Genomic DNA, 26103 nt, shown 5'->3' with positions numbered 1-26103 from the left:
TCCAGGGATTGGCCAGGGCACGGTTTCTCTCCGTCTGAGCGACGAACCATGCGGCCGGGGCCGCACGGTCACGCTTGTGCGGGTGCCCTCCAGCGTCCGTCCGCACGCGCGTGCCGGCCGGATGCGATCCGGCAGGTCCCGCCTTCCAGTTGCTCGACGCGGGGGGACTAAATGTGAAGTACCGTTATTTGACCGTCCTGCTTGCCAGCGCCGCCGCCATGCCGGCATTCGCGCAGGATCAGGCACCCGCCGACGATGTCGTCGTCAGCGCCAGCCGCGTGCCGCTCACGCCGCGCGAGATCGGCAGCGCCGTCACCGTGATCACCGCCGAGGATATCCAGCGCGAGCAGGTCACCTTCGTGAAGGACATCTTCCAGGATCTGGCCGGCGTGCAGATCAGCTCCGACCGCCCCGGCGACCTCACCAGCGTCAGCATCCGCGGGTCGGACAATGATCAGGTCCTGTACCTGATCGACGGCATCGAGCTCGGCGACCCCAGCTCGACCAGCACCCAATATCAGTCGGATCACCTGACCACCGCCGATATCGCGCGGATCGAGGTGCTGCGCGGCAACCAGAGCTCGCTCTACGGCTCCGACGCGATCGGCGGCGTGGTCAACATCATCACCAAGCGCGCAAAGGACGACGGCCTGCTGTTCAACGCGCAGGGCGAATATGGGTCGTACGAAACGCTCAACGGCGCGGCGTCGGTGATCGGCAAGAAGGGCGCGCTCGACTTCCGCCTGACCGCCAGCGGCTACAAGCATAACGGCCCCTCGCTCGCCGATCCGGCGACCGGCACATCGGTCGAGGAAGACGAATATTGGCGCTACGGCTTCAGCGGTCGCGCTGGCCTCGCCGCAACCTCGAATATCGATCTGCAGCTGATCGGCTTCTGGCAGAATTCGCATTCGGACCTCGACGGCACCAACGCCGACAGCACCGACACGGTGCGCAAGAAGGAATGGGCCTATGCGGCTCAGGCGAGCTACCGCAGCGACGACAATGCCTGGCGTGCGAGCGCCACGGCAAGCCGCTACGTCGCCCAGCGTCGCTATTTCGGCACCTATAACCGCGCCGAAGGCGACTTCTTCGAAGGCACCAAGGACGTGCTCGCGGCCAATGTCAGCTACGACAAGGGCGGCCTCTTCGGTGTCGCGGCCGGCGCGAACTATGAAGAAGAATATACCGATCAGGTGACTGCCTTCTCGGGCGTGTTCGACAAGAAGATCACGACCAAGTCGGCCTTTGCCGAGCTGGCGCTGCGCCCGGCACAGGGCCTCACCGTCACCGGTGCGGCACGCATCGACGACAATAGCCGCTTCGGCAGCTTCGACACCTATCGCGTCACCGGCGCCTATGTCCTCGAAGACCTGATCGGCAGCGGCAACGTCAAGCTGCGCGCAAGCTATGGCTCGGGCGCCAAGGCACCGGGGCTCTACCAACTGTTCGACCCGACCTATGGCAATCCCAAGCTCCAGGTCGAGACCAGCGAAGGCGGCGATGTCGGCGTCGATTTCGACTTCGGCTCGGCGTTCAGCGCTCAGGTCTCCTACTTCTTCGCCAAGACCCGCAACGAGATCCTGTTCGATTGCGCCGCAGCCGCGGCCGCAAAGGAAAAGGGTTGCTATATGAACCTGGGCAGGACGCGGAAGTCTGGCGTCGAAGTCGCGTTCAACCTGCGCCCCACCGAGTGGTTGGCGTTCCGCCAGAGCCTGACCTATCTCGACGCCGAACAGTATGTGGCCAGCAAATGGCAAAGCCTGCGCCGCCCCGAATTCACGGGCAGCACGTCGGTCACGCTCACGCCGATCGATCGCTTCTCATTCACCGCGCGCCTGCGCCATCGCGACAACAGCCAGCCCAGCACCCGCAGGCTCAAGGGCTATGAGGTCGTCGATCTGCTCGCGTCCTACGGGATCACCGACAATGTCGAGATCTATGGCCGGGTCACCAACCTGTTCGATAAGCAGTATCAGATGGCCTACGGCAAGAACGCCCTCGGCCGCAGCGCTTATGGCGGCATCCGCCTGAAGTTCTGACCTGTTCGGGGAGGCGGCTCGGGCCGCCTCCCCTACTCATTTTCGGAGACACGCGATGAAGCCCCGGACCGACGCCGAACACAATGAGCGGATGAAGAAGATCCAGGCCGCTCAGGCGAAGAAGATCGCGACCAAGACGGTCGAGAAGGGTCTGCTGATCGTCCACACCGGCAACGGCAAGGGCAAGTCGTCTTCCGCCTTCGGCGTCGCCGCACGCGCGATCGGGCATGGCATGAAGGTTGGCATCGTCCAGTTCGTGAAGGGCACGATCGACACCGGCGAAAAGCGCTTCTTCGACCGCTTCCCCGACGAGATCGAATTCAAACGGATGGGCGAAGGCTTCACCTGGGACACGCAGGACCGCACGCGCGACATCGCTGCGGCGCGCGCCGGGTGGGAAGAGGTCAAGCGGATGATCGCCGACCCCGCCTATGCGCTGGTCATCGCCGACGAGCTCAACATCGTTCTGCGCTACGACTATCTGCCGGTCGAAGAGGTGCTGGAGGCAGTCACCGCCCGCGCCGAGATGAAGCATGTCATCATCACCGGCCGCAACGCGCCCCAGGCACTGATCGACGCGGCCGATCTCGTCACCGAGATGACCGAGGTCAAACACCCCTTCCGCACGCAGAATGTCCGCGCGCAAAAGGGCATCGAATTCTAGTGCTTACGGCTGGCCTGTTGAACGATGCCGCGCGCGGCCAGCACATAGGCGGGGCTGCCGCACACCGTCCACGCCTGCGGGATCGAGATGCGCGGGATGCTGCGCAGCGCCGGGTGGTGGAGCATCTCCGTCCCCTGATCGACCACGCGGTCGGTGGCGCTTTCGACGATCAGATAGTCCGGTCGGGCCGCAACCATTTCTTCGAGGCTGATCTGCGACAGCGGCGGCTTGCCGAGCTTCGCAGCAAGGTTGATCAGGCCGGCACGCTTCATCAAATCGTCGATCAGCGTCTCGGTGCCGGTCATGAAACCGCGGCGCTGGTAATAGGCCGCGACCTTGCCGCCCTTGAGCTTGCCGAGCTTGGCGAGGTCTGCCTCCATGCGGCGGATCAGCGCCTCGCCACGCGCGGGATGGCCGACGGCTGCGGCGACGGTGCGGATTTGCTCGATGATCGTGGGGTAGCTTTCAGCATAGCCCAGATCGAGCGTGCGGTACTTTTCCGGTCCCAGCGGACGCAGCATCGGATGGCGGCTCGCGGGCATGCCGACGATCAGGTCGGGGCGCAGCGCAAACAGCTGCTCGGACGATTCCTTGAGCAGGGTGATGCCCTGCGCCTGCGCCGCCGCGGCCGACATTTCGGTATCGCGCGCATTCTTGGTGAGCGCGGCGATCTGCGAGCGGTCCGCCAGCGCGAGCAGCAGCTGATCGGTGCAGAGGTTGAGCGAAACGATCCGCTGTGGTCGAACGGGCGCGCTGGCCGGCTGCGGCACGGCGGGTGCCGCGGACGCTCCGAGCGTGAACAGGGAAATGGCTGCAAGATGGAGAAGACGCCGCATGATGTTGCTCCTAACCCGGTTAGCGAACCGGGCAAGCGGTTCGTGACACGATGACGCGCGGCGCGTCCTTCCGCCTCAACGGCCTGCTGCTGGTGCTCACCGCGCTCGCCGCTCTGGCCTCGCTCGCCTTTGGCACCGTCTCGATCGCACCCGACCGGGTGATCGCGGCATTGCTCGGCAACGGCGACCAGATCGCCAGTACGATCGTGCTCGACCTGCGCATGCCGCGCATGTTGCTCGGGTTGCTGGTCGGCGCGATGCTCGGCTTGGCCGGGGCCGCGCTGCAGGGGTTCCTGCGCAACCCGCTGGCTGAGCCGTCGGTGCTGGGCGCGTCGAACGCCGCCGCATTGGGCGCGGTGATCGCGCTCTATTTCGGCATCGCCGAGCTTCATCCGGCGCTGCTCCCGCTGCTCGCCATCGCCATGGCGATGGTCGCGCTGATCCTGCTGTTCGGCCTGTCCGGCCAGTCGGAGAGTGCGCTGACGCTGATCCTCGCCGGCATCGCCATCGCGACGCTCGCGGGCGCCGGCATCAGCCTCGCGCTCAACCTGTCGCCCAACCCGTTCGCGGCGATGGAGATCATGAGCTGGCTGCTCGGTAGCCTCGAGAATCGCTCGTCGCAGCATGTGTGGATCGCCCTGCCCTGCGTCGTCGTCGGCGGCGCGCTGCTGCTGTGGGACGCGCGCGCGCTCGACGCGCTGACTTTGGGCGAGGACGGCGCGCGGGCACTGGGGATCAATCTGCGCGCGGTACGCTGGCGGCTGCTGGTGGGAGTCGCAATCGGCGTCGGCGGCGCGGTCGCCGTCTCCGGGTCGATCGGCTTCATCGGACTGATCGTGCCGCACATCATCCGCCCGTTCACCGACCGCAGCCCGTCGGCGATCCTGTGGCCCTCCGCAATCGGCGGGGCACTTCTGCTCACCGTCTCCGATCTCGGCGTGCGCATGATCCCCGCGCATAGCGAGTTGAAGCTCGGCGTGGTCACCGCCTTCCTCGGAATCCCGGTCTTCCTTGTCCATCTGATGCGGGAGCGCCGGCTATGGTGACGCTGACGACACAGGCGCTGAGCGTATCGCTCGGCACCCGCACCGTTGTGGATGGCATGAGCCTGTCGCTCGTGCCCGGCACGCTGATCGGGATCATCGGCCCCAACGGTGCGGGCAAGTCGACCTTAGTGCGCGCGTTGCTCGGGCTGGTGCCCTATCGCGGAAACATCACGCTCGACGCTGCCGAGATCACTGGCCTGACGCGCGCGCAGATCGCCCGCGAACTCGCCTATCTGCCGCAGGGCCAGACGCTGCACTGGCCATTGTCGGTCGAGCGGCTGGTCGGCCTTGGTCGCCTGCCTCACCTCGCCCCGATGTCGCGAATCTCGGCCGCGGATCAGGCGATCATCGATCGCGCGATCGCGCGCGCCGATATCGGCCATCTGCGCGACCGCATCGCGACCGAGCTTTCGGGCGGCGAACGCGCCCGCGTCCTGCTCGCCCGTGCTCTAGCAGTCGAGGCACGCGGCCTGATCGCCGACGAACCGCTCGCCTCGCTCGACCCGGGGCACCAGATCGACGTGATGGAATTGCTGCGCAGCGAAGCCGCGGCGGGGTCGCTGGTCATCGCGGTCCTGCACGACCTGACCATGGCCGCACGCTATTGCGACCGGCTGCTGTTGATGGATCGCGGACAGCTGGTTGCGCAGGGCGCGCCACTCGAGGTGCTGAGCGAAGCCAATCTCCGCTCCGTCTATGGCGTGCGCGCCCGGATCGAAGGAAATGAAGCCGCGCCGCTGGTCGTGCCGACCGGGCGGATCGCGCAGGAAGTGAGTGTTTGATGCGTTTCGAATCCGCTGAAGCCTTTGCCGCTGCTCTCGCCGCCCTGCCCGAGCCGGACGCGGCGGCGCGCGAAGCCGCATCGGCACGGCAGGGACAGCTCACCAAGCCCGCCGGATCGCTCGGCCGGCTTGAGGAGATCGCGCTGTTCATGGCGGGCTGGCGGGGCAAGGAGCGCCCGGCGCTGGACAAGAGCCGCGCAGTGATCTTCGCGGGCAATCACGGCGTCACCCGCCACGGCGTCAGCGCCTTTCCGTCGGATGTGACCGTGCAGATGGTCGCCAATTTCGAGGCGGGCGGCGCGGCGATCAACCAGCTCGCGCGCCATGCCGGGCTTGAGCTGCAAGTGGTCGCGCTCGACCTCGACCGCCCCACCGCCGACTTCACCCAAGACCCCGCGATGTCCGTGGACGAGTGCCTCGAAGCGCTCGACCGCGGCGCGGCGACGGTAGCGCCCGACCTCGACCTGCTCGTCGTCGGCGAGATGGGGATCGGCAACAGCACCGCCGCCGCCGCCCTTTGCGCCCGCAGCCTCGGTGGCGCGGTGCAGGATTGGGTCGGGCCGGGCACCGGTCTGGATGCAGCAGGCGTGGCCAACAAGGTCGCGGTGGTCGAACGCGCGCTCGCTGCCCACGCCGATGCACCGCACGATGCCTTTGAGACGCTGCGCCGGCTGGGCGGGCGTGAGATCGCTGCCATCGCCGGCGCTGTGCTCGCGGCACGACAGGCGCGCGTGCCCGTCATGCTCGACGGCTTCATCGCCTGCGCCGCGCTGGCCCCGCTCGCGGCCCAGCAGCCCGCGATCATCGACCATTGCCTTGCCGGCCATTGCTCGGCCGAGCCCGGGCATCGCCGCCTGCTCCGCCAGTTCAACCTGACGCCGCTGCTGCAGCTCGACATGCGGCTGGGCGAAGGCAGCGGCGCGGCGGTGGCGGTCTCGATCGTGCGCGCGGCACTCGCGGCGCATAACGGCATGGCAACCTTTGCCGAGGCGAGCGTTTCGGGGAAGCTGTGAGCGCCCGCACCCTCTATCTGATGCGGCACGGCGAGCCGGTGCTGACCGGCCGAATGCTGGGCAAGACCGATTGCAAGGTGACACCCGAGGGCGTTGCCGCGTGCCGGGCACAGGCCGAAGGCTTGGAAGTCGCCCATATCATCGCCTCCGACCTCCAGCGCGCATCGCAATGCGGCGAGGCGGTGGCGGCGGACCTTGGCCGATCGCTGACGATCGATCCGCGCTGGCGCGAACTCGATTTCGGCACGTGGGACGGGCTGGAAAGCGGCGCAATCGACGCGGAAGCGCTCGGCCGCTTCTGGAACGATCCCGACGCCAACCCGCCGCCCGATGGCGAGCGCTGGTCCGCACTCGTCGCGCGCGTCGCCGCGGCGATCGACACCCTGCCCGCCGAGCCTGCGCTGGTCGTCACCCATGGCGGCGCGATGCGGGCCGCGCTGCATGTCCTGTGCGGATTTTCCCAGCCCCAGCTCTGGGCGTTCGACCTTCCTTATGCCAGCGTGCTCGCGCTGCGACTCTGGGACGGGCGTAACGGGCAGATCATGGGGCTGTGGCCATGAAGGGACTGATCATTGCGCTGCAATTCCTGACACGGCTGCCGATGCCGGGCGTCCCGGTAGATTCGGCGAGCTTCGCCAAGAGCATGCGCTGGTTCCCCGTCGCCGGGCTGGCAGTGGGCGGCGTGGTCGCGGGCGCCTTCTGGCTGGGCGGGCGGTTCGATCCCTGGCTGGCCGCGCTCGCGGGTCTGGTCGCCTGGGTGTGGGTCACCGGCGCGCTGCATCTCGATGGCCTGTCCGACCTCGCCGATGCGCGCGGCGCAGCGCATCGCGATCCCGAGCGGCTGCTGGCGGTGATGGCCGATCCGCATGTCGGCAGCTTCGGCGTAGTCACGCTGATCGTCCAGCTTATTGCCAAGCTCGTGCTTCTCCACCTGCTCCCCCCCGCGCAATGGCCTGCGCTGCTGCTGATCCCCGCCATCGCCCGGATCGCGCCGCTGGCATGGACGCGCTGGCTGCCCTCGCTCCATGCAGGCCTTGCCGAGCGCTTCATCGGCGTCGCCAGCCTGCCCGTGCTGACGGTGTGGGTGATCGGCTGGGCAGCGGCATGCTGGTTCGTCCCCGCCCTGCTCGTCGCGCCGCTGCTGATCCTGTGGTGGGGGCTCTGGCTCCGGCAGAAGCTGGGCGGGGTTTCGGGCGATTGCCTCGGCGCGGGGATCGAGCTGGTCGAGACGGGACTGCTGCTCGCGGTGATCCTCTGGACCGGGCTGGCGTGAGCGAATGGACCTGGCATGGCGGGCAGCTGGAGCGGGCGCGGAAGGCGTTCGGCGATAGCGGCGCGCCATGGATCGACCTGTCGACCGGCATCAACCCCACCGCGTGGCCCGGCGCTGACCGGATCGCGATCGACTGGACCCGGCTGCCCGACGCCGACGCGCTCGCCGATCTCGAAGCCGTAGCGGCGGCCTATTTCGGTGCGGACCCGGCATGCGTGCTGGCGCTTCCCGGCACCGAGATCGGGCTGAGGCTGGTAGGCGAGCACCTGCCCGCGCCGGTGCGCTATCGCTGGCCGAGTTATCGCACCCATGCCGAAATGGCCCCCGATGCCATCGCCGTTGCGCCCGCAGCGCTGGAGGCAGACGAAGGCACGCTGATCCTCGCCAACCCCAACAACCCTGACGGCCGGGTCACGCCCTCCCCGGTGCTGCACGCGCAGATGGCCAGGGGCTGGCTGGTGATCGACGAAGCCTTTGCCGACACCGATCCGCGCCATAGTCTCGCCAGCGAGGTCGGATCCGACCGGCGGCTGGTCATATTGCGGTCCTTCGGCAAATTCTTCGGGCTTGCCGGCGCACGGCTGGGGTTCGCGATCGCCCCGCCCCCGCTGATCGCCCGGCTTCGCGCGCAGCTCGGCGCATGGCCGGTTTCGGCGGCAGCCATCGCGATCGGCAGCGCCGCCTATCGCGATACCGCATGGATCGCGGAAACACGCGAGCAGCTGCCGATGCAGGCTGCCGCCCTCGACCGTGTCCTGATGGGGCATGGCCATACCCCGGCCGGCGCGTGCCCGCTGTTCCGCCTGATCGAGACCGACGACTCGCATAGCCTGTTCACCCGGCTGGCGCGGAAATCCATCCTTACCCGCCCGTTCGACGACAACCCACGCTGGCTGCGGATCGGACTGCCCGCGACTCCCGCCGCGCTCGAACGGCTAAACGCCGCGCTCGCCCATGGCTGAGCCCGTCGCGATCGCGGCGCTGGCGATCGACGCCGCGATCGGCTGGCCAGCCGCGCTCTATCGGCGCATCGGCCACCCCGTCGGTGCGTTCGCGGCAATCATCGCGCGATGCGAGGCGATGTGGAACCAGCCCGCGCGTGGCGAGGCGGCGAAGCGGGTCGCGGGTATCGTCACCGTCCTGATCCTGATCGGCGTCGCCGGCGGCATCGGCTGGGCACTGACCTGGCTGATGGATCGTGCGCTCGGCGACTGGAGCTGGATCGGGGTGGCCCTGCTCGCCGCCCCCGGCCTCGCGCAGCGCAGCCTGTTCGATCATGTCCGCGCCGTCCGCGATGCGCTGGCGGGCGGCGACCTCGAGGCCGCACGATCCGCCGTGGCAATGATCGTCGGCCGCGACGTCGCAGCGCTCGACGAAGCAGGCATCTCGCGCGCCGCGATCGAAAGTCTGGCGGAGAGCTTCTGCGATGGCATCGCCGCGCCGCTCTTCTGGCTGCTGCTGCTCGGGCTGCCCGGCATCTGGATCTACAAGGCGATCAATACCGCCGACAGCCTGATCGGCCATCGCGAGCAACGCTGGCGTGCGTTCGGCTGGGCGGCGGCGCGGAGCGACGATCTGCTCAACCTGATCCCCGCGCGGATCGGCGGCGCGCTGATCTGCCTCGTCGCCGGACGGGGCTGGCGGGTGATGGCGCGCGACGCACGCAACCACGCCTCCCCCAATGCCGGCTGGACCGAAGCGGCGATGGCCGGCGCGCTCAACCTGCGCCTTGCCGGGCCGGTCAGCTATGACGGGGAGATGCACACCAAATCATGGATCGGCGACGGCCGCACCGATGCTGGAGCAAATGACATTTCCCGCGCGCTCAACTTCTATCTGCGCGCTTGTGCGGCACTGTGGCTGATTGCAGGAGTGACCGCATGGGTGCGCTGATGCTGCAGGGAACCGGGTCGGACGTCGGCAAGTCGGTGCTGGTCGCCGGGCTGTGCCGCGCGCTCGCCAATCGCAGGCTGCGCGTGCTTCCGTTCAAGCCACAGAACATGTCGAACAACGCCGCTGTGACGGCCGATGGCGGCGAAATCGGGCGGGCGCAGGCGCTTCAGGCGATTGCGTGCCGGGCCGAACCGCATACCGACATGAACCCGGTGCTGCTCAAGCCGCAGGCCGACCACACCTCGCAGCTGATCGTCCACGGGCGGGTTCGCGGCACGCTCGGCAGCGGCAATTTTCGCGCGGCGCGGGGTGCGTTGCTCACCGAGGTGATGGAGAGCTTCGAGCGGCTCGAAGCGGCATGCGACATCGTCGTGATCGAGGGCGCGGGATCCCCGGCGGAGATCAACCTGCGCGCGGGTGATATCGCCAATATGGGCTTCGCACGCGCGGCCGATGTGCCGGTGGTGCTGATCGGCGATATCGACCGCGGCGGGGTGATCGCGTCGGTGGTCGGCACCCGCGCCGTGATCGATCCCGCAGACGCCGCGATGATCCGCGGCTTCATCATCAACAAATTCCGCGGCGATCCGGCGCTGTTCGCCGACGGCTATCGCGCGATCGAGGAACGCAGCGGCTGGCCCGGCTATGGCCTGGTCCACTGGCTGCCCGCCGCCGCGCGCCTGCCGAGCGAGGATGCGGTGCGGCTGGAGCGCCCGGAGACCCGCAATGGCAAGCGGCTCGTCATCGCCTGCCCCATCTTGCCACGCATCTCCAATTTCGACGATCTCGATCCGCTGAAGCTGGAGGCGGGCGTAGAGGTGGTGATGGTCCCGCCGGGCCAACCGATCCCCGCCGAAGCAGCGCTGATCGTGCTGCCGGGGTCGAAGGCGACGCTCGCCGATCTGGCGGCGGTGCGCGCACAGGGCTGGGACATCGACATCCTCGCCCATCGTCGCCGCGGCGGCATGATCCTGGGGCTGTGCGGCGGCTATCAGATGCTGGGCACGCGGATCGCCGATCCGCTGGGACTGGAGGGCGCGCCGGGCGAGGCCGCCGGGCTGGGACTGCTCGACGTCGAGACGGTGCTGACCGCGGCCAAGGAACTGCGCCCGGTATCGGGCTACGCGCTCGACGCGCGCTTCGACGGCTATGAGATGCATATGGGCGAAACCCGCGGGCCCGGCACGGAACGCCCCTTCGCAACCCTGGACGATGGCCGCAGCGACGGCGCGATCAGCGCCGACGGGCGGGTGATGGGAAGCTATGTCCATGGCCTGCTCGCCGATCCGGCTCAGCGTACGGCGTTGCTGGCGCGGCTGGGGGTGGCGGGCGGCGGCGTCGACTATGCGGCGTCGGTGGACGCCGCGCTCGACGAAATCGCCGCGGCACTGGAAACCCATCTCGATATCGACGCCCTGATCGCGCTCGCGATGAAAAGGACTTCAGCATGAACACCCTCTTCGTCCTTGGCGGCGCACGCTCGGGCAAGAGTCGCTATGCGCAGACCCGAGCCGAGGCGCTGGACGGCGAACTGGTCTTCGTCGCCACCGGGCAGGCATTCGACGAGGAGATGGCCGAGCGGATCGCGCGGCACCGGGACGATCGCGGGCCGCGCTGGATCACCGTTGAGGCGCCGATCGAACTGGCCGCCGCGATACGCGACGAGAGCCGCGAGGATCGCGTGCTGCTGATCGACTGCCTGACCTTGTGGACCTCGAACCTGCTGCTGGCCGAGCGCGATATCCCCACCGCAACCACCGAACTGGTCGCGGCGATCACGGACGCCGCGGGGCCGCTGATCCTCGTCGCCAACGAGGTCGGGCTGGGGATCGTCCCCGACAACGCCCTCGCCCGCCGCTTCCGCGACGAGGCGGGGCGCATCAATCAACAGGTCGCCGCGGCGGTAGACGGGGTGATGTTCGTCGCCGCGGGGCTGCCACTCAAGCTCAAATAAGCGGCCTCAGGGCAGATCCTTGTTGAGGCTGCGCAATACCGGCAAGATCGTCGCATAATCGTCGGTCCATGGCGTGAAACCCGGCGTTTCCTGCAAATCGCGCCATTCTCCGCCCCGCGCGCGCAGCTTCGCGATCGTCTCGGGCGAGCGCGACAATGCGATCCAGTCCGACGTCGCCGCTTCCTGCATCTCCTCGTCCGGCGAAGGTCGGTAAGTCAGGCCGGCCGCGGTCCATCCCCCGGCCTTGGCCGCCGCCGCAACCACCGGCTCAAGCGACATGAACCGGTTAGAGATATGGACGAGCAGCAACCCGTTCTTCGCGAGCACGCGGTCATAGGTTGCGAACGCCTCGCGCGTCATCAGGTGCATTGGGACAGCGTCGGACGAGAAGGCATCCAGCGCGAGCAGGTCGAGGCTGGACGGTGCGGCTTCGTTCAGGCGCACGCGCGCGTCGCCGATGACGATGCTCGCCTTGGGAAGGCACAGCTCGAGGAAGCGGAACGCGCCACGCGCCAGTTCGACCACCGCCGGATCGATCTCATAGAAGCGCCAGTCCTGCCCGGGACGCGCATAGCAAGCGAGCGTGCCGGTGCCGAGGCCGACGACGCCGACCCGCGCCGCGGGGCCATAGAGCGATTCGAGCGCCATCATGCCCCGGCCAACCCCCGATCCGGGCACATAATAGGTCGTCGGCATCCGCCTCAGGACATCATGTCCCTCCAGCTGCACGCCATGCAGCGTGGTGCCGTGCGCGAGCCGTTTCTGGGTCGGAAGGTCGGTGATCGTGTAGACGCCGAAATAGCTGCGGGTGCGGACATCCCCCTCCCAGCTCATCGCCAGCGAACGATAGCCGCCGAACAGGAACAGCGCCCCCGCGAGGACGATCATGTACGGCAGCCGCATCCCGATCGTGAACAGGCCGATCAACGCAACGCTCAGATAGAGCAGGCCCAGCGCCTTTTCACTCAGTACGGCGGCCGGACCGAACAGACCGAACCAGACGATCACCGCAACCAGCAACGTCACCAGCAGCACGCGAATCCGGATGCCCCGCGTATCGGCTTTCCAAAGCTTCGCGAACAGCGGAAGCAGGAACGCCTGCGGCACCAGCAATCCGGCGGCGAGAATCAGGATCGGATATTCGTAGCTCCAGTCGAACACGAGCGGGGCGATCAGCGCCGCGAATACCCCGCCCAACGCTCCACCCACCGACATCGCAAGATAGAATCCCGTCAGCCGGTCCGGCTCAGGCCGCAGGTCGTACATGTGCGTGTGAAGTGCGACCGCGACCATGAAGAGCAGGCCCAGGGCCATCAGCGCGTTGAGTTCGGGATTGCCGTTTTGCCCGGCGATCATCAGCCCGCCGAACATCAGGATCGTCACCGGCGCGAAGCGGGTGAGCAGCTCCGCCGGCCAGCGGCGGGCGGCAAAGGCGATGGTGAAGCTCAGCAGGTAGAGACCGAGGGGGAGAACCCACAGCATCGGCACCGCGACGATATCGGTGGTGAGAAAACTCGACGTGGCGAGCATCAGACCCGACGGGACAAGGGCCAGCGCGACCCAGTGTGCGACTCGCTTGCGCGAGGGCGCCGGGCTGGTCGCATCGACATGGGGCTGATCGGCGGCCTTTCGCGGAAGCAGCAGCGCACAGGCGGCGACCGCCACGAACACCAGCGCATAGCCGGCGGTCCACAGCCAGCTCTGCCCCTTGAGCGCAAGCCCCGGCTCGACCAGCAGCGGATAGGCGAGCAGGCCGCCGAAACTGCCCACGTTCGATGCTGCGTAGAGCGCATAGGGATCACGCCCGCCCGAGGCGACGGCGAACCAGCGCTGGAGCAACGGCGCCTGCGCCGAAATCGCGAAGAACAACGGGCCGATCGAGGCACCGAGCAGCCACGGCACCCACACGGCCGGCTCGGCGTCGGCGGGCATCTGCATCGCCATCAGCCCGATCGGCAACCACAGCGCCGCGACCGCGAGCACGCCGAGATGGATCATCGCCTGTTGCCGCACCGGCACCCGGCCCAGCCAATGGGCATAGGCATAGCCGCCGAGCAGCAGCGCCTGATAGACCAGCATCGCGCTGTTCCACACCGCCGGCGCACCGCCGAGCCGCGGCAGCGCCATCCGCGCGATCATCGGCTGGACGAGAAACAGCAGGAAACTGCCGAGCAGGATCGAGGTGACGAATAGCGGGCCGATGGCGCGCCGGGGGATGACGGGTTCGACTGGCGCCGGATCGGCAATTGCTTCGGCGCTCATCGCCTCCCCTTCTCTACGCGATACTCAAGGCCGATTGATGCTGTACGTAACGATCTTGCGCAAGGGATCGCCGGGCGCAAAGGCGTGATGATCGAAATCGCCGTCCGCGAGCCGCGTCATGCCCAGCCGGGTCATCATCGCCTGACTGGCCAGATTCCGTTCGGCGGTGATCGCGACGATGCGCGGCGCGTCGAAGCTGGCCCAGCCCCAGTCCATCACCGCCTGCATCGCCTCAAGCGCATAGCCTTGCCGCCAATGGGGCCGCGCGATCATCCATCCCGCCTCGATCTCGCCCGCAATCGGATGCTGCGGATCGCCGCGCTTGAGGCCGCAAAAGCCGATCACCGCCCAGTCCGACTTGCGCTCGACGCTCAAGAACCCCAGCCCCTCGTAACGTTGGCCGTCATGCCGCGCGAGCGTGGCCTCGCTCGCCGCCGCATCCTTCACCGGGCCAAGATTGGCCATCATCACCGGATCGGCCCACATCGCGAACAGCGCGGGATGGTCCGTCGGGCGCGGCTTGCGCAGGATCAGGCGCTCGGTCTCGATCAACTCAGCCGCCGAGCAGCCGCGCCGCGTGCGCCGCGTGATAGGTCAACACGCCGCTGCATCCGGCGCGCTTGAATGCCATCAGCGTCTCCAGCACCAGCCCGTCGCGATCCCCTGCCCCGGCAGCCGCTGCTGCCTCGATCATCGCATATTCGCCACTCACCTGATAAGCGAATACCGGCACTTCGAACCGCTCCTTCACACGGCGGACGATGTCGAGATACGGCAGGCCCGGCTTCACCATCACGCTGTCCGCGCCCTCGTCGAGGTCGAGCCCGACCTCGCGCAGCGCTTCCTCGGCATTGGCCGGGTCCATCTGATAGGTCTTCTTGTCGCCCTTGAGCAGGCCCCGGCTGCCGACCGCATCGCGGAACGGGCCGTAAAAGGCGGAAGCGTATTTCGCGGCATAGGCCATGATCTGGACATTGACATGCCCCTCGCCCTCCAGCGCCTCGCGGATCAGGCCGACGCGGCCGTCCATCATGTCGCTGGGCGCGATGATGTCCGCCCCGGCGCGCGCCTGATTGAGCGACTGGCCGACCAGCAGCTCGGCGGTCTGGTCGTTGAGGACATAGCCCTTGTCGTCGACCAGCCCGTCATGCCCATGCGCAGTATAGGGGTCGAGCGCGACGTCGGTGAGCAGCCCGATATCCGGCACCGCATCGCGGATCGCGCGGATCGACCGGCACATGAGATTGTCGGGGTTGAGCGCCTCACGCCCGTCATCGGTGCGCAAATCGCGCGGCGTGTTGGGGAACAGCGCCAGGCACGGGATGCCGAGCGCCGCGGCTTCCTTCGCCCGGATCACCACCTGATCGACCGACCAGCGCGACACCCCGGGCAGCGATGCGATCGGCTCCTCGACACTCTCGCCTTCGGTGACGAACAGCGGCCAGATCAGGTCCGCCGGGGTCAGCACGGTTTCGGCGTACATCCGGCGGCTCCATGCGGAGGCGCGGGTGCGGCGGAGGCGAAGCGCGGGGTAATGGGACATGGCGGGCTTGTGGGACAGCCCGCCCTGCGACGCAAGCGTCAGGCGGCGGTTTCCCGCGCTGCTTTCGCCTTGCGCCGGCGGCGCCAGTGGAGCAGCCCCAGCCCGGCCGCGCCCAGCGCGAACAGGCCGACCGTTTCCTCGGGTACCGGCGTGGGATTGCCGCCCCCGCTGCTGCCACCGCCCGGATTGGTCGTCGGCGGCACATAGCTGCCGTCATAGCCGCCCGAGAGCCTGCCATTCTGCTGCAGGCTGCCGAACACGCCCGAACCATCGATGCTGTTGGAGACCTGACCGGTCGCCTTGGGCGCCAGCACCGATCCCCCCCACGCCGTGGCGATCGCCACGCTAGTGGCATCAGCGAAGTTCCAGACGACGTTCTCGCCCAGCCCCTTGGTCCCGCCCAGAAAATTCTGGTTGAGCGCAATCGCCGATCCGCTGACGTTGACGATCGCGGTATCGGCGCCGTTGAGGTTGAACTTGATCTCGCTGACCTTGCTCAGGTCCGCGCTGGTGATGTTGAACACCGCGACGCCCTTGGCATCGGGCTTGGCATCGAACGTGCCGCGGCTGCCGCTGACGGTGAAGCTGCTGTTCCCTGCCATCCCCTTCATGTCCGAAGACAGGTTGGTCAGGCTGGAACCCAGCAGGCTCTTCTGCTGCTCAAGGCCAACGCGGAAGGCGGGGTCGGTGGTGTTAAGGCCCGAATTGACCGTGTTCTGGTTGACGTTGGTGTTGGAAATCGTGCCGCCGACGCGGACCGTCTGCGACGATCCGTTGAGGTTGAAGCCGCTGTTGACGTTGCCGCCGATCGCCGCGCCCGACGCGTTGTTGAGGTTCTTGTGCCCACCATTGACGTCGCCGACGACGGTCAGCCCCGGCGTGCCGCGTGCCGAGGGCGGCGGCGTGCGCACCTGATAGTCCGACGAGTTCCCGCTGAGGTTACCGCCGACAAAGGTGCGGCCTTCCACCTGCCCGGCGGATTGCAGGTTGCCGAGCACGATGAGGTTCCATTCCTTCATCGCGTCGATGCCCGCGACTTGAGCGGAGGCGGGCGCGGCCATCACAAGCGCGACGCCGAGGGGAAGCAGAGTACGAATACGCATAAGAAACACTAACGCTACAATGAGGAGAAACGATCCACGGGACCGACCATGCCCGTTACCGGGTAAAGATTGCGCGAATCAACCACACCGCCCGCGAAACCATTTTCCTACAGCCCCGGTTTCGCGATATCTGGTCCGTCCCATGATCGAACGGGACGCCTCCCTCCACTTCGCACCGCCGCGCCGGTGGCGCGTATCCGGCGCTTCAGCGGCGCGCGGCGGTCGCGCCGGTGGCGCGTCGCTGTCGCGCGACTGTCGTGTAGGTGGCGCGTCAACGGCGCGAAGGTGTCGCGTCGCAGGCGCGTTCCGGTCGCGTCGTGGTCGTTTCGGCCGAAAAACCAGCGTTTCAAGTCAAGTTTGTCGGCCAGCCTCTCCCCGCGAGCCAGGGAGAGGCTCCGTCGGTCAGCCCAGCCGTCCCAGCGCCGCGCCCAGCCGCGCCGCCTCGGCCGATTTCTCGGCGTGATCGGCGCGGGCCTTCTCGACCGCCTCGGGCTTGGCCTTTTCGGCAAAGGCCGGGTTGGACAGGCGCGCGTTCAGGCTGTCGCGCTCCTTCTCCGCCGCGGCGATCGCCTTGGTCAGGCGGGCGCGTTCGGCGTCGAGGTCGATCACGCCTTCAAGCGGGAGGACGAAGGTCGCCTCATCCACCACGATCTGCAGCGCCCCGCCAGCGGGCACATCGCCACCGGCGCGATCGACGCGGGCCAGACGGGCGAGCGCCAGCTCCTGCCGGGCGAGTCGCTCGGCGGTGTCGGCATGGGCATCGCGCACATGCAGCGGAAGCCGCGCGCCCGGGGGCACATTGAGTTCGTTACGCGCGCCGCGCAGCTCGCTCACCAGCCGGATCAGCCAGTCGATCTCCTTCGCCGCATGCGAATCGAGCGCGCGGGCGTCGGCCATCGGCCACTTCGCGGTGATCAGCGGATAGTCGGCGCGATCGCCCAGCTTCGACCACAGCTCTTCGGTGATGAAGGGCATGAACGGGTGGAGCAGGACGAGGATCTGGTCGAGCACCCAGCCCGCGACAAGGCGGGTTTCCTCGGCGCCTTCCGCACCCTCGGTCTGCAGCACCGGCTTGATCAGCTCGAGATACCAGTCGCAGAAGCGGCTCCAGGTGAACTGGTAGATCGCGTTGGCGGCCTCGTCGAAGCGATGGTCGGCAAAGGCCAGGTCCATCGCCTGCACTGTCGCCACCGTCTCGGCGACGATCCACTTGTTGACCGCAAGCGTCGTTTCAGGTGGCTCGATCTGCGTGCTCGCGCTGATCCCGTTGGACTGGGCGAAGCGCGCGGCGTTCCACAGCTTGGTCGCGAAGTTGCGATACCCCTCGACCCGCTTCTCATCCATCTTCACGTCGCGGCCCTGGCTTTCCATGGCGGCCATGAAGAAGCGCAGCGCATCGGCGCCGTATTTGTCGATCAGGATCAGCGGGTCGACGACATTGCCCTTGGACTTGGACATTTTCTGTCCGTCCGCGGCGCGGACAAGTCCGTGGAGATACAGGGTCTTGAACGGCACTTCCTTCATGAAGTGCAAGCCCTGCATCATCATCCGCGCGTCCCAGAAGAACAGGATGTCGAAGCCGGAGATCAGCACGTCATTGGGATAGCGACCCATCGCCTTCACATCGGCGTCGGGCCAGCCCATCGTCGCGAACGGCCACAGCGCGGAGGAGAACCAGGTGTCGAGCACGTCTTCGTCGCGCGTGAGCGCAACGCCCTGCCCGGCCTGTGCCTGCGCATCTTCCTCGCTCTCGGCGACGAAGATGCGGCCATCCTCGGCATACCATGCCGGGATGCGGTGGCCCCACCACAGCTGGCGGCTGACGCACCACGGCTGGATGTTCTCCATCCAGTTGAAATAGGTCTTTTCCCAGCTCTTCGGCACGACCTTGGTCGCGCCCGAGCGGACCGCCTCGATCGCGGGCTTGGCCAGCGTCGCGGCGTCGACATACCATTGGTCGGTCAGCATCGGCTCGATCACCACGCCGCCGCGGTCGCCGAACGGCTGCATGATCTGCTTGTCCTCGACCTGGATCATCAGGCCGTCGGCATCGATATCGGCGACGACGCGCTTGCGCGCCTCGTAACGGTCGAGCCCGCGATAGGCGTCGGGCACCAGGTTGAGCGCATCGACCTCGGCCGCCGTCCACGCGGCGCCGCCGGCGATCTGCTGCGCGCGTGCTGCGGCCTCGGCATAGGGTGCGCCATCGGCACGCATCGCCGCGACGTCGTCCATCAGGCGATACATCGGGATGCTGTTGCGCTGGGCGACGCCATAGTCGTTCTCGTCGTGCGCGCCGGTGATCTTGACCGCGCCCGATCCGAAATGGGGATCGGGATAATCGTCGGTGATGATCGGGATCAGGCGGCGCAGCGCCTTGGGGCCGACCGGGATTTCGCAGAGCTTGCCGACGATCGGGCGGTAGCGCTCGTCATCGGGGTGCACCGCGACCGCGCCGTCGCCCAGCATCGTCTCGGGCCGGGTGGTCGCGATCGAGATATAGTCGCGCTCTTCCTCCAGCACGACGTTCCCATCCTCGTCGCGCTCGACATAGGTGTAGGTCTCGCCACCCGCGAGCGGGTATTTGAAGTGCCACATATGGCCCTGCACCGCGCGCGATTCGACCTCGAGGTCGGAGATCGCGGTCTTGAGCTTGGGGTCCCAGTTCACCAGCCGCTTGTCGCGGTAGATCAGCCCCTGCTTGTGCAGGTCGACGAACACCTTGAGCACGGCCTTCGAAAAGCCTTCGTCCATGGTGAAGCGCTCGTTCGACCAGTCCATCGAACAGCCAAGCCGGCGGAGCTGGCGGGTGATCGTGCCGCCGCTCTCTTCCTTCCACTTCCACACGAGGTCGACGAAGTCCTCGCGCGAGTAATTGGTGCGCTTGTCCTGCCGTTCGTTGAGCTGGCGCTCGACCACCATCTGGGTCGCGATGCCGGCATGGTCGGTGCCGACCACCCAGCGCGCGTCCTTGCCCTTCAGGCGCGCGTGGCGGACGAGGATGTCCTGCAGCGTGTTGTCGAGCGCATGGCCGATATGGAGCGAGCCCGTTACGTTGGGCGGCGGGTTGACGATCGTCCACGGCTCGGCGCCGGGACGGTCGGGGCGGAACAGGCCGCCCTCTTCCCAATGCGCGTACCAGCGCGCTTCGATTTCAGCCGGGTCGAATGTCTTGGGGAGTTCGCTCATGCCCCGCCCTTAACGGGCGTGTCGGGCAAGGCAAGTATTCGGGCAACCAGTCCGGACGATCAGTCGCGGTCGGCGGTGATCCGGGCAATCTCGCGCTGGACCATTTCCTCGACCATGCGCGGAAGGTTGGCGTCGAGCCATTCGCGCAGCATCGGGCGAAGCATCTCGCGCACCAGCCCCTCAAGCGTGTCGCTGCCCGCGACATCGGGCTTTACGAGCATGCGCGAGAGCGCTTCGAGCGGCCCGCGAGTCGCCTGCGCCGTGGTGGCGGAGAGAATCGGTTCGGCGGGCGCTGCGTCGGTGACGGGAGCAACAACCGGCACCGGCTCCGGAGCAGGCGCAGCCACCGGCTGGCGCGATTCGACCGGAGCAGGCTCGCTCAGCTCGAGAATCTCGTCCTCGTCCACGACCGGCGGAGGTGGCGCAGCACGCGCAGGACGACGAACACGGGCCGTAACCGCGCTCTCGCCTTCCTCGGCGATGATCCGTTTGATCGAGGACAGGATGTCCTCCATCGACGGCTCGTTACTGACGTCCCCCATTCGTTGTTCCCGCGTTAGGGATAACCAAACCCGTCAAGTGTCGGATTTGACGGGTATCTGTCAACCATAACCCTTTAAGATTTAATTAGGGCTACCCGGATCGATCGGGCCGGACACCGCGGGGGTCTGGGCGGGGGTGTTGGTGGTGCGGGTCGCCTGCGGCTCCGGCGTCGGGCCGTCGCGCCAGTCCGAAAGGCTCCGGCGCGAGCGGTTGTAGTTCGCCACCGGATCGTAGAGCGGCCCACCGTCGAGGCCCAGATCCTCGGCTTCGGCACGCCCCATCGCCGCCAGCACGGCGAAACCGGCGACATAGGCATCGCGCTCGGCGGTGACGAGCTGAACCTGGCTGTTCAGCAGTTCCTGCTCGGCGTTGAGGATGTCGAGGATCGTGCGGGTGCCGACGCTGTTCTCGGCACGGACGCCTTCAAGGCTCAGCCGGTTGGCGCTGACCGCAAGCGTGCTGCTCTCGATCACGCGCTGCGCCGACTGCCACACCGCATAGGCTGAGCGGGTCTGCGCGATAACGCCGCGCTCGGCAGCAGTCACCTGCTCGATCGCAGTCGACTGACGCGCCTGCGCCTGACGCACCTGCGCCGCGGGACGGCCGCCCTGGAAGAGCGGCAGCGTCAGGTTGACGCCCGCGCTGGTCGCGAAACCGTCATTGGCGATACCGGCCCGCTGACCCGGCCCGGGAACCCCTCCAAACCGGTTATAGTAATCACCGTTCACGCCGACGCTCACCTGCGGCAGACGCCCGGCACGCGCGACATTGACATCATAGGCCGAAGCATCGCGCCGCTTCTTCGCAGCATCGAGCGAAGGGTTGTCCTCCAGCGCCACACCAACCGCCTGATCCGGCCCCGCGGGCAGGTTCGGTAGCGCCGGCGGAGTGGCAAGGGCGCCCGGCGGCGTACCCACCACGCGGATATAGCGCTCACGGCTGCTGATCAGGCTCGATTCGGCACCGCGAAGCTGGCTCTGCGCGAGCGCGAGACGCGCTTCGGACTGAGCGACGTCGGTGCGGGTCAGGTCGCCCACCTCGAACCGATCGCGCGTCGCCTGGAGATTGACCTCGAGCACACGGACATTCTGCTGGTTGAGGCGCACGATCGCCTCGTCGCGGATCGAATCGAGATAGACGGCGACCACGTCGGTAAAGAGCTGCGCCTCGACGCTGCGTAGGCCCGCACGACCCGCGTCGACGCGGGTTTCAGCCGCGCGCACCGAGTTGCGCACAGACCCGCCCGAAAATACCGGCATGTTGAAGCTGACACCCGCGCTGCCCTGACGCGGCGAGGAGAGCCCGGTGGTATCGCTGTCGTGCAGATTCTCGTTGTAGCGGCCGGTGGAGCTAACCCCCGGCAACCCGCGTGAGCGCGCGATCGGCACATCCTCATCGGTCGCGCGCAAGCTGGCGCGTTCGGCCGACAAGTCGGGGTTGGTGTTGTACGCCTTCACCATCGCCTCGCGCAGCGTCTCGACCGGACCGGCTTCGACGGCCTGCGCCGCCGGCGGCGCCGTCTGCGCGACAGCGGGCAGCGCAAGGCCGGCAACACTGACCCCGGCGAGGAAAAGGCTCAATCGCATCCGTCTATCTTTCTCAGAATTGGAACCCGCGCGGCTTCTCGAATCCCGGAAGCACGGCGGTTTCGATGTCCACGAACGGGGTGAGGCCGAAGCCGTCTTCGCTACGCACGCCCGAAGCGAGGCGCGTCACGCCGCGATCGACGAGGCCGCTGACGATTCGCCCGCCCGGAACCACCTGCATGGCGAGCGCCGCGGGGAGTTCTTCGACCGCACCATCGACGATCAGCACGTCATAGGGCGCACCCGCGGCATGGCCATCGGCCAGCGGGCCTTCGACCAGTTCAGCCTGCCCCTCAAGCGCGGTACGCGCCGCCGCGGCGAGCGCCGGATCGGCTTCGACCGCTACGACCTTTGCCGCGAGCTTCGCCGCAACCGCTGCGGCATAGCCGCCTGCAGCGCCGACGATCAGCACCTTGTCCTCAGGGCGCAGCCGCGCCTGGGTCAGCAGCAGGCCGGTGGCGAGCGGTGGATTCTGGGTCCTGCCGTTGCCCAGCGGAAGCGAACGATCGCGATATGCGAGCGGACGCTGCGATTCGGGCAGGAACTTCTCCCGCTCGACCTGCGCCATCGCCGCCACGACGCGCGCGTCACTGACGCCGCTGGTGCGCAGCTGGCTCACCACCATCGCGGCGCGCGCGGTTTCGGAACCGGGAAGTTCGGCGGTTGCGATCATCATAACTCCAGCCCTGTTCGCACAACTGTTATAGTCATGCAATACACTAGTTCAATTGGCGCGCTTGTATCTTGTGGCGGCGGCGTAGCCAAGCAGGTGGGCCAAGCAAATGGACCAGGCAAGCGCGAACGCAATTTTCACCGCCGACAGTTGACATGCGCCACGCCCCCGCGCACAGCGCCCGCTCGCTTTCGGGGCCCGATGGCGGAGTGGTTACGCAGAGGACTGCAAATCCTTGCACGCCGGTTCGATTCCGGCTCGGGCCTCCATAAAACTGTCAGCCGGGGTGTGCGGACGGTTGAAAAAATCCCTGATTTCCGATAGTTTATGGGCATTCGCTGACTGCCAGTGATGGCCTCTGTTTGCCAGTAGATGCAGATGTTGGGGGCCTAATCGGGGGGCTTCACTGAGCCTCCATGAAAGCGAGGCCCCCATCGTGCTGACCGATACTGCGATTCGAAAGGCGAAACCCAAGGAGAAGCCTTACAAGGTGGCCGACTCACAGGGGCTGTATCTGCTGATCAACCCGAGGGGCAGTAAACTTTGGCGCGTCAAGTATCGCATCAACGGCATGGAACGGAAACTGGCACTAGGTTCCTACCCTGAAATCACCTTGGCCGAGGCGCGTAGCGCCCGCGATGCTGCGCGCCGACAACTGGCCCATTCGATCGATCCCAATTTTGCTAAGCGGCAAGCGCGTATCGAGGCGGGAATTCGCGCCAGCAACAGCTTTTCGAGCGTGGCGCAGGAGCTGATAGAGAAGAAAACGCGAGAAGGGTTAGCGGAGCCGACGCTCGCAAAGATGCGCTGGTTTGTGAAACTACTTGGATCAGAATTCGGCAAGCGTCCGGTGGCAGAGATCACGCCGCAAGAATTGTTGCACGAATTGCGAAAGCATGAGCGGCGGGGCCGATTGGAGACGGCAAATCTCTTGCGCGCGTTCGCCAGTCGCGTGTTTCGCTATGCGGTTGCGACAGCGCGGGCGGAACGCGATCCGGCCCAATTGCTGATTGGCGCGCTGACAACGCCGAGGGTTAAGCATTTCCCGGCAATCACTGATCCAGTCACCTTCGGCGGGTTGCTCCGTGCGATTGAAGATTATCAGGGCGATCCTGCCGTGATCTATGCGCTTAAGTTAACGCCTCATGTTTTCCAGCGACCCGGCGAAATCCGCCAGATGGAATGGACAGAGGTAGATTTTGGTAAGGCGGTCTGGATCATTCCGGAAGGAAAGATGAAGATGCGCCAGCCCCATTCGGTCCCGTTGTCCCGGCAGTCGCTGGCAATCCTTACCAATATGCGATCCCTGTCCGGTTCTGGCCGCTATGTGTTCCCGTCGATCAGGACACGGGCTAGGCCGATCAGTGAAAATACGATCAATGCGGCGCTCCGCCGAATGGGTTATCCCAAGGACCAGATGACGGCGCACGGCTTTCGCACGTCTGCATCCTCGCTCCTGAACGAATCTGGCAAATGGAACCCTGATGCGATCGAGCGAGCGCTGGCGCACATGGTCGCGGGCAGCGTCCGGCGCATATACAATCAGTCGGCTTATTGGGCTGAACGGGTTGAAATGGCGCGATGGTGGAGCGACTATCTGGACAAGCTGCGGAACGGAGGAAACAAATGACAGGCGCCCCCGGTGAAGGATGGAAAATCTTCGCGGACGGGGATGATGCCGATGACGTTCCACTCTGGAAAGTCCTCGCTCAATTCAGGTCGGAGGATTTGGACGAAGGCTTGAAGGCAAACGCAGCGATTATCGATCAGGCGAAGCCACGCTCCGTGCGATATTACAATATCGCTTTTGTCATCAGCTTTGGTTTCGGATTTCTCTTTCTCGTTTTCATGGTCGGGCTATTGATCTCGGCACGTTCGAAAACGACGGACCTTTTCTTCTTTCTCACATTGGCCGCGCTGGCCGCCACGGTAGCGCCGCACCTCTGGCGGCAGGCGTATCAATACGGGCTGAAAATCCCGGACGCTCCGCTGAAATTGCCCCATGCGTCAGACCGGATTTTTGACGATGTGTTGGGTCATTTGCAGAAGGTGGGAGGTCCGCAAGCCTTCTACCTCTCTCGCTTTCGCAAGAAGCGGATTCGTCTCAACCGCAGGCAGTTTTTCGGCAGGTTGCGCTATTTCCTGTTCTCCGAGCATAGCAAAGATCGCGGCATGGTGATGCGTTTCCCGACCGCCACGTCGCTCCCCGCCGACCTTTTTCTCCATCGCGAAGATGTTGAAAAAATGCTCGCGATGAGCAGGCCCAAGCGCAAAGGCGGTCCGGGCCGGAACGCCAAATATAGATATGACGATGCAATTATCGCGCTGATCGGTGATCCCCGGCTAGGCGCATTGGAGACGAAGGATCGAGCGGCGGCGGTCCACTCCATCAAGGATTGGCTGTTCGAATGGTTCGAGGCAAACGCCGATGAGTCAGGCGACGTGCCGCGCCGAGATCAATTGACCCGTTACGCGGAAAAAATCTGCACGCATCTGGAAATTATTGCGTCCGCCAAGAGCCGCTGATCGCCGCTTTCGTTTTTCGACCTCTGCGAAAGGATTTTCGGGCAGCACTCGTGCATTCCTGTAACCCGCGTCATCGCCAGACTTCTGCGGCGCTCCCATTGCTGGACGACCCACTGGCAATCATGTGCAACTTGACACGTCTCTCGCCGTGAATCGGCCAACTTGGAGACGCACATGGAACTTCTTGCCATATCCATCAATGACACCGCCAAGGCGCTCGGCGTCGGGCGATCATCGGTATACGCCCTGATAAAGTCCGGTGGCCTCGACGCCATCAAGATCGGCAGGCGAACGCTGCTGACCACGGAGTCCATCCGGCGCTTGGCGCAATGCCGACCGACCCCCTGACCCGCAGCCGCTCTACGGCCCCAGCCTTTTGAGTTGGCGGGCCGCTTCGCGCCTGCGTCCCCTGACACCTCCGAACGCTCGTCATCGTAATTCCAAGAAAGGACGCCGCATGTCCATTTTCCACCGCGCCTTGGATCGGTTCGCCGATTTCCGCTGGACGGGCCGCAAGGTCACGCTTCACTTCAACGCCGATTATCGCATCGCCCGTTTCACCGTACCGCTCATCAAACGGCTGCTCGCCGACGATGAGGACGGTGAGACCTATCGCTGTTCCATCGTGCAATGGGCTATCGACGAGCGCCCGCCGCTCCATGCCCATCGGGGCGAGGTTTCGAGTTTCCGGATCGACGGCCCGTTGCAGAAGGCGGGCGTCAGCTACCTTCCGCTGGGCGGGCTGATCGAGTCCCCCGGCGTGACCGCTCATCTCGATCCCGTCGAAGCCAACCGGCTCGACAGGCGGGTGCAAGAAGCGGTCGAGCGGACGATACGTGACTGGATCGTCGAGCATGGCCTTTATGATCAGCCGCGCCAGCGTCGGGAGATCGACCGTCCCAAGGCCGACCGGGAAGCCCGCGCAGTCATCGCCCGATGGGTGGCGAAGCATTCCTCCAAACCGGCGACCGACGCCATGTCGAACGCGAGCGACCGACCCGGCGATTGCTGTTCCGACGAAGCCGCTGGGGTCTTGTGCCATGCTTGCCGGAAAGGGCGGGATCATGCGTGAGCAAGAGCGCCGGATGGCATCGTCGCAGGGCTGCGATGCTACGCATCGAGCCAGTAATTCAGATACACACCTCACGCACGGGTGCATCCAGCTTTTCCGCCAT

Annotated in this window: 24 protein-coding genes and 1 tRNA gene; 16 read left to right on the top strand and 9 right to left on the bottom strand. The window is 66.3% G+C overall.

Annotated features, from left to right (window positions below):
* Positions 1-173 precede the first annotated feature (173 nt).
* Together AC07NK_RS17605 and cobO are read left to right on the top strand one after the other, a co-directional pair.
* Entirely contained in the window at positions 174-2042 is a 1869-nt protein-coding gene (locus AC07NK_RS17605; RefSeq protein ID WP_495171910.1) for a TonB-dependent receptor plug domain-containing protein, read from the top strand.
* 55 nt (positions 2043-2097) lie between these two features.
* The gene (cobO, locus tag AC07NK_RS17600) at positions 2098-2706 is read left to right on the top strand and encodes a cob(I)yrinic acid a,c-diamide adenosyltransferase (protein ID WP_495171909.1); all 609 of its coding nucleotides are present in this window, start codon (positions 2098-2100) and stop codon (positions 2704-2706) included.
* Here cobO and AC07NK_RS17595 read toward each other — a convergent pair.
* Positions 2703-3542 carry an ABC transporter substrate-binding protein gene (locus AC07NK_RS17595; protein WP_495171908.1) on the bottom strand — a complete coding sequence of 280 codons (840 nt, stop codon included), beginning with the start codon at positions 3540-3542 and terminating at the stop codon, positions 2703-2705. The two genes, cobO and AC07NK_RS17595, sit on opposite strands and share 4 nt — an antisense overlap.
* 50 nt (positions 3543-3592) lie before the next feature.
* Between AC07NK_RS17595 and AC07NK_RS17590 the strand changes: the two genes are divergently transcribed.
* The 9 genes from AC07NK_RS17590 to cobU are packed head-to-tail and all read left to right on the top strand — an operon-like array spanning position 3593 to position 11503.
* Entirely contained in the window at positions 3593-4588 is a 996-nt protein-coding gene (locus AC07NK_RS17590; RefSeq protein ID WP_495171907.1) for a FecCD family ABC transporter permease, read from the top strand.
* The gene (locus AC07NK_RS17585) at positions 4582-5370 is read left to right on the top strand and encodes an ABC transporter ATP-binding protein (RefSeq protein ID WP_495171906.1); all 789 of its coding nucleotides are present in this window, start codon (positions 4582-4584) and stop codon (positions 5368-5370) included. The genes AC07NK_RS17590 and AC07NK_RS17585 overlap by 7 nt, the downstream gene beginning before the upstream one ends.
* Positions 5370-6383: a nicotinate-nucleotide--dimethylbenzimidazole phosphoribosyltransferase gene (gene cobT, locus AC07NK_RS17580; protein WP_495171905.1), complete on the top strand. Its 1014-nt coding sequence runs from the start codon at positions 5370-5372 to the stop codon at positions 6381-6383. The genes AC07NK_RS17585 and cobT overlap by 1 nt, the downstream gene beginning before the upstream one ends.
* Positions 6380-6943: a histidine phosphatase family protein gene (locus AC07NK_RS17575; protein ID WP_495171904.1), complete on the top strand. Its 564-nt coding sequence runs from the start codon at positions 6380-6382 to the stop codon at positions 6941-6943. The genes cobT and AC07NK_RS17575 overlap by 4 nt, the downstream gene beginning before the upstream one ends.
* Positions 6940-7656 (top strand): adenosylcobinamide-GDP ribazoletransferase, encoded by a 717-nt coding sequence (gene cobS, locus AC07NK_RS17570; protein ID WP_495171903.1) that lies wholly within the window; start codon positions 6940-6942, stop codon positions 7654-7656. Before AC07NK_RS17575 ends, cobS begins: the two co-directional genes overlap by 4 nt.
* The gene (locus AC07NK_RS17565; protein ID WP_495171902.1) at positions 7653-8618 is read left to right on the top strand and encodes a threonine-phosphate decarboxylase; all 966 of its coding nucleotides are present in this window, start codon (positions 7653-7655) and stop codon (positions 8616-8618) included. The genes cobS and AC07NK_RS17565 overlap by 4 nt, the downstream gene beginning before the upstream one ends.
* Positions 8611-9549, top strand: coding sequence for an adenosylcobinamide-phosphate synthase CbiB (cbiB, locus tag AC07NK_RS17560; RefSeq protein WP_495171901.1), 939 nt, complete (start codon positions 8611-8613; stop codon positions 9547-9549). Before AC07NK_RS17565 ends, cbiB begins: the two co-directional genes overlap by 8 nt.
* On the top strand, positions 9537-11000 hold the full coding sequence (locus AC07NK_RS17555; RefSeq protein ID WP_495171900.1) for a cobyric acid synthase: 1464 nt from the start codon (positions 9537-9539) through the stop codon (positions 10998-11000). Before cbiB ends, AC07NK_RS17555 begins: the two co-directional genes overlap by 13 nt.
* A complete protein-coding gene (gene cobU / locus AC07NK_RS17550; RefSeq protein WP_495171899.1) occupies positions 10997-11503 on the top strand; it encodes a bifunctional adenosylcobinamide kinase/adenosylcobinamide-phosphate guanylyltransferase in 507 nt (168 codons plus the stop codon). The genes AC07NK_RS17555 and cobU overlap by 4 nt, the downstream gene beginning before the upstream one ends.
* Positions 11504-11509: 6 nt before the next feature.
* On the opposite strand, the gene AC07NK_RS17545 is transcribed toward cobU, so the two are convergent.
* The 8 genes from AC07NK_RS17545 to AC07NK_RS17510 form a co-directional block, all read right to left on the bottom strand.
* Positions 11510-13765 carry a fused MFS/spermidine synthase gene (locus AC07NK_RS17545; protein ID WP_495171898.1) on the bottom strand — a complete coding sequence of 752 codons (2256 nt, stop codon included), beginning with the start codon at positions 13763-13765 and terminating at the stop codon, positions 11510-11512.
* A gap of 24 nt (positions 13766-13789) precedes the next feature.
* On the bottom strand, positions 13790-14317 hold the full coding sequence (locus tag AC07NK_RS17540; protein ID WP_495171897.1) for a GNAT family N-acetyltransferase: 528 nt from the start codon (positions 14315-14317) through the stop codon (positions 13790-13792).
* A 1-nt stretch (position 14318) separates the two neighbouring features.
* Complete coding sequence (hemB, locus tag AC07NK_RS17535) at positions 14319-15308, bottom strand: porphobilinogen synthase (RefSeq protein ID WP_495171896.1); 990 nt, start codon at positions 15306-15308, stop codon at positions 14319-14321.
* Positions 15309-15346: 38 nt separating this feature from the next.
* Positions 15347-16411, bottom strand: coding sequence for a choice-of-anchor A family protein (locus tag AC07NK_RS17530; protein WP_495171895.1), 1065 nt, complete (start codon positions 16409-16411; stop codon positions 15347-15349).
* 402 nt (positions 16412-16813) lie between these two features.
* Positions 16814-19600, bottom strand: coding sequence for a valine--tRNA ligase (locus AC07NK_RS17525; RefSeq protein ID WP_495171894.1), 2787 nt, complete (start codon positions 19598-19600; stop codon positions 16814-16816).
* 59 nt (positions 19601-19659) lie between these two features.
* Entirely contained in the window at positions 19660-20142 is a 483-nt protein-coding gene (locus AC07NK_RS17520) for a DUF2497 domain-containing protein (RefSeq protein ID WP_495171893.1), read from the bottom strand.
* A gap of 81 nt (positions 20143-20223) precedes the next feature.
* Positions 20224-21729 carry a TolC family outer membrane protein gene (locus tag AC07NK_RS17515; protein ID WP_495171892.1) on the bottom strand — a complete coding sequence of 502 codons (1506 nt, stop codon included), beginning with the start codon at positions 21727-21729 and terminating at the stop codon, positions 20224-20226.
* Positions 21730-21742: 13 nt separating this feature from the next.
* Positions 21743-22405 (bottom strand): protein-L-isoaspartate O-methyltransferase family protein, encoded by a 663-nt coding sequence (locus tag AC07NK_RS17510; protein WP_495171891.1) that lies wholly within the window; start codon positions 22403-22405, stop codon positions 21743-21745.
* Between the two features lie 192 nt (positions 22406-22597).
* Here AC07NK_RS17510 and AC07NK_RS17505 point away from each other — a divergent pair.
* From AC07NK_RS17505 to AC07NK_RS17485, 5 genes are all read left to right on the top strand, one after another.
* Positions 22598-22671, top strand: a tRNA-Cys gene (locus tag AC07NK_RS17505).
* A 164-nt stretch (positions 22672-22835) separates the two neighbouring features.
* Positions 22836-24032: a tyrosine-type recombinase/integrase gene (locus AC07NK_RS17500; protein ID WP_495171992.1), complete on the top strand. Its 1197-nt coding sequence runs from the start codon at positions 22836-22838 to the stop codon at positions 24030-24032.
* Positions 24029-24928 carry a hypothetical protein gene (locus AC07NK_RS17495; RefSeq protein ID WP_495171890.1) on the top strand — a complete coding sequence of 300 codons (900 nt, stop codon included), beginning with the start codon at positions 24029-24031 and terminating at the stop codon, positions 24926-24928. Before AC07NK_RS17500 ends, AC07NK_RS17495 begins: the two co-directional genes overlap by 4 nt.
* A 174-nt stretch (positions 24929-25102) precedes the next feature.
* Positions 25103-25276, top strand: a complete 174-nt coding sequence (locus AC07NK_RS17490; RefSeq protein WP_495171889.1) for a helix-turn-helix domain-containing protein — start codon at positions 25103-25105, stop codon at positions 25274-25276.
* 109 nt (positions 25277-25385) lie between these two features.
* The gene (locus tag AC07NK_RS17485) at positions 25386-26000 is read left to right on the top strand and encodes a hypothetical protein (protein WP_495171888.1); all 615 of its coding nucleotides are present in this window, start codon (positions 25386-25388) and stop codon (positions 25998-26000) included.
* The last annotated feature ends 103 nt before the right edge of the window (positions 26001-26103 follow it).

This window comes from Sphingomonas sp. GW821-FHT09B04 (assembly GCF_059418285.1).
Note: the sequence above shows the minus strand (reverse complement) of the source record. Positions and strands in the feature narration are given on the sequence as shown.

What these genes read in the sequence shown, in the direction of transcription:
- AC07NK_RS17590 (WP_495171907.1), top strand. Translation starts at nt 3,593, where the DNA reads ATGACGCGCGGCGCGTCCTTCCGCCTCAACGGCCTGCTGCTGGTGCTC.
- AC07NK_RS17485 (WP_495171888.1), top strand. Translation starts at nt 25,386, where the DNA reads ATGTCCATTTTCCACCGCGCCTTGGATCGGTTCGCCGATTTCCGCTGG.
- AC07NK_RS17515 (WP_495171892.1), bottom strand. Translation starts at nt 21,729, where the DNA reads ATGCGATTGAGCCTTTTCCTCGCCGGGGTCAGTGTTGCCGGCCTTGCG.
- AC07NK_RS17545 (WP_495171898.1), bottom strand. Translation starts at nt 13,765, where the DNA reads ATGAGCGCCGAAGCAATTGCCGATCCGGCGCCAGTCGAACCCGTCATC.
- cobO (WP_495171909.1), top strand. Translation starts at nt 2,098, where the DNA reads ATGAAGCCCCGGACCGACGCCGAACACAATGAGCGGATGAAGAAGATC.
- AC07NK_RS17520 (WP_495171893.1), bottom strand. Translation starts at nt 20,142, where the DNA reads ATGGGGGACGTCAGTAACGAGCCGTCGATGGAGGACATCCTGTCCTCG.
- hemB (WP_495171896.1), bottom strand. Translation starts at nt 15,308, where the DNA reads ATGTCCCATTACCCCGCGCTTCGCCTCCGCCGCACCCGCGCCTCCGCA.
- cobS (WP_495171903.1), top strand. Translation starts at nt 6,940, where the DNA reads ATGAAGGGACTGATCATTGCGCTGCAATTCCTGACACGGCTGCCGATG.
- cobT (WP_495171905.1), top strand. Translation starts at nt 5,370, where the DNA reads ATGCGTTTCGAATCCGCTGAAGCCTTTGCCGCTGCTCTCGCCGCCCTG.
- cbiB (WP_495171901.1), top strand. Translation starts at nt 8,611, where the DNA reads ATGGCTGAGCCCGTCGCGATCGCGGCGCTGGCGATCGACGCCGCGATC.
- AC07NK_RS17555 (WP_495171900.1), top strand. Translation starts at nt 9,537, where the DNA reads ATGGGTGCGCTGATGCTGCAGGGAACCGGGTCGGACGTCGGCAAGTCG.
- AC07NK_RS17530 (WP_495171895.1), bottom strand. Translation starts at nt 16,411, where the DNA reads ATGCGTATTCGTACTCTGCTTCCCCTCGGCGTCGCGCTTGTGATGGCC.
- AC07NK_RS17495 (WP_495171890.1), top strand. Translation starts at nt 24,029, where the DNA reads ATGACAGGCGCCCCCGGTGAAGGATGGAAAATCTTCGCGGACGGGGAT.
- AC07NK_RS17585 (WP_495171906.1), top strand. Translation starts at nt 4,582, where the DNA reads ATGGTGACGCTGACGACACAGGCGCTGAGCGTATCGCTCGGCACCCGC.
- AC07NK_RS17595 (WP_495171908.1), bottom strand. Translation starts at nt 3,542, where the DNA reads ATGCGGCGTCTTCTCCATCTTGCAGCCATTTCCCTGTTCACGCTCGGA.
- AC07NK_RS17490 (WP_495171889.1), top strand. Translation starts at nt 25,103, where the DNA reads ATGGAACTTCTTGCCATATCCATCAATGACACCGCCAAGGCGCTCGGC.
- AC07NK_RS17525 (WP_495171894.1), bottom strand. Translation starts at nt 19,600, where the DNA reads ATGAGCGAACTCCCCAAGACATTCGACCCGGCTGAAATCGAAGCGCGC.
- AC07NK_RS17510 (WP_495171891.1), bottom strand. Translation starts at nt 22,405, where the DNA reads ATGATGATCGCAACCGCCGAACTTCCCGGTTCCGAAACCGCGCGCGCC.
- cobU (WP_495171899.1), top strand. Translation starts at nt 10,997, where the DNA reads ATGAACACCCTCTTCGTCCTTGGCGGCGCACGCTCGGGCAAGAGTCGC.